Here is a 2587-nt window from a genome sequence, read left to right as displayed (position 1 = left end):
CGAGCATGTAGGCAATCCGATCCAACGGATACGCCGGATCCAGCGGCACATAACCACCGCCGGCCTTGAGAATCGCCAGCAAGCCAACAACCATGTCGATACCGCGCTCGACGCAGATCGCCACCCGCGAATCGGGCTCCACGCCCTGCTTGCGCAGGTAATGGGCCAGGCGGTTGGCCCGCTCGTTCAACGCGCGGTAACTCAGGCGTTGCTCACCACGAACCACCGCCACCGCATCCGGCGTACGCTGCACCTGCGCCTCGAACAACCCATGAATCGTCTGCTGCTGCGGATAGTCCGCCTCGGTGGCGTTGAACGTCACCAGCAGTTGCTCGCGCTCCGAAGCCGGCAGGATCGACACCTGCTGCAAGGGTAGCTCCGGCTGCTGTTCAAGCATGCCGACCAGGCTTTCCAGAGCCTGGCGCATAGAGCCGGCAATGCGCTGAGCACCAATCCCAGCCAGGGCCAGCACGCTGAGACTGAAGCCTTCGCCCAGATCATCCACCGACAAAGTCAGCGGATAATTGGTGCCCTCCGCACCGCCCAGCGAATGCAGTCCTTCCCACGCCTCCAGCGTCTGTGCCGTGGGCGCTTGCGCCGTGCCGCTGTGGCGATAGTTGAGCAACGAACCGAACAACGGCGCGGGCGCGGGCACGCCGCTGCAACGCTGGGCCAAGGCCAACGAAGCGTGCTCATGGCCGAGCAACGCGGTCAGGCCCGCATGGGTGGCTTTTACCCCTTCGCGCACACCCTGCCCGGCCAACTTCACCCGCAACGGCAGTGTATTGATGAACATGCCCAGTGCCCGGTCGGCACCGTCGCCGCCCTGCATCCGGCCCATCAACACCGTGCCGAACACCACGTCCTGCCGGCCGGAAACAGCGCCGACCACCCGCGCCCAGGCCAAGTGATACAAAGCTGCCGCGCTGACACCCAGCTGACGGGCCTGAGCCCGTAAGCGACGGCTCAATTCTCCATCGATCGGCAGGTGGACTTCCTCGACCACCGATTCGCCTTCGGGCACTGCGGAAAAACCCAGCGGCAACGTTGGCTCATCGACATCGCCGAGCATCTCGCGGAAAAACGCCTCATGGGAATCGCCGCCCACACCCAGGCGAACCTGCGCCACATAGTTGCGATACGGCACGGGGTCGGGTAACTGGTCGGCCTGCCCGAGCAGGAATGCCTGCATCTCATGCTGCACCAGTTCCAGCGCCGCATGGTCCATCGCCATGTGATGGAACAACAGGATCGCCACCCAGCGCTGATGGGTTTGATCCTGCGCACAGACCAGGCGCATCAGCGGCGCCTGGCCGACATCCAGGCGGTGATGCCGGGTGTCGAAGCGTTGTTGCAGTTGCCACAGGATGTCGCCATCGGCAGGGTCCAGCGCGATCTCTTCCAGCGTCAACCGGGCCTGGTGCCAGACCACTTGCACCGGTTCGTCCAAGCCTTCCCACACCATCGAGGTGCGCAATATGTCGTGGCGATCGATCACGCCTTGCAGCGCCTGGGTAAAATCATCCAGGCGTGCCCGTCGATCCGCGCCGAACAAGGCCTGCAACACATAGGGGTCACCCTGCCCTGCGGCGAGGTAATGGTAGAGAATGCCCTCCTGCAAAGGCGCCAGGGGGTAGATATCCTGCACGTTGCCCGCACCGCCAGGAACGCTGTCGACAATCCGGTCGATCGCCTCCTGGCCGAGGTGGGCCAGGGGCAACATGTCTGGCGTGATACGAAATGCCGGGCTCAGCCAGTCGCCACCGTTTCTCTCCACCAGTTCGAGCAGTTCGCGCTTATGGGCAATCAGGCTGTCCCACAGCGCATTGTCCAGTCCTTCATCGTCGCCCAGAATCACAAGGTTGTCGTCGTCCTGTTGGAGACGAATCGGGTGCTGGGACAGAGCTGTCATCAATTCGCTGAATTGCATTGAAGAACCTGCTTTTCTAGTTCGGAGTGGTTGACGATAAAAACGTGTTTTTCAGGTACGGCGCGGCGCCTGGACGGCGGTTGGGCCGACCTCGGCGCACGGGCCAAAGCGCTGGATAATCGTCACGTTCAACCGAAGGCGGCGGTTCGCGAACCGCCGCCTTACAGGCCAAAAAAAATTAGAGCATTCGGTAGGTGATGTCTGTCATGGGAAGCAGGGACAAGCCCCGACGTCGGCCAGACAGGACATACAGATGCGCGGGATCCAGGGCGAGCGCCCTGCCCGGAAGCCCGGGACAGGGCATTGATCCCTCAGGTGAAGCAGCCGACTCAGATACTGCGTTTGCGCGTGAGCGCGGGAATAGTCGTCATCGGCACATCGATAGGCCGTACCTCGCCCACGGCGGCAGCCACCAGGGCGAGGGTGGGCTGGCCGAACAGCACACGGATATCGGCCTCCATGCCGTCCTTGCGCATGCGTTCGATCAGTGTCACGGCGAGCAACGAGTGACCACCCAGCTCGAAGAAGTGGTCATGCCGCCCCACTCGTTCGACCTTGAGCAACTGCGCCCACAACGCTGCCAGCTTGATCTCCATGTCGCCCACCGGGGCTTCATACAGACGCGTGGTGTATGCATGGCTGTCGGGGGCCGGTAGC

At 62.9% G+C, this 2587-nt stretch carries 2 protein-coding genes; both read right to left on the bottom strand.

Going from position 1 to position 2587, the window contains the following annotated elements; genetic code table 11:
• Positions 1-1930: condensation domain-containing protein (locus AC09SL_RS29325; protein ID WP_479571983.1), on the bottom strand; the 1930-nt coding region annotated here is incomplete at its 3' end.
• Positions 1931-2259: 329 nt separating this feature from the next.
• The coding region (locus AC09SL_RS29320; RefSeq protein ID WP_479571982.1) for a phosphopantetheine-binding protein at positions 2260-2587 on the bottom strand (328 nt) is incomplete at its 5' end.

Source organism: Pseudomonas sp. PF05 (assembly GCF_056521845.1).
This window is presented reverse-complemented; position numbering and strand designations above follow the sequence as displayed.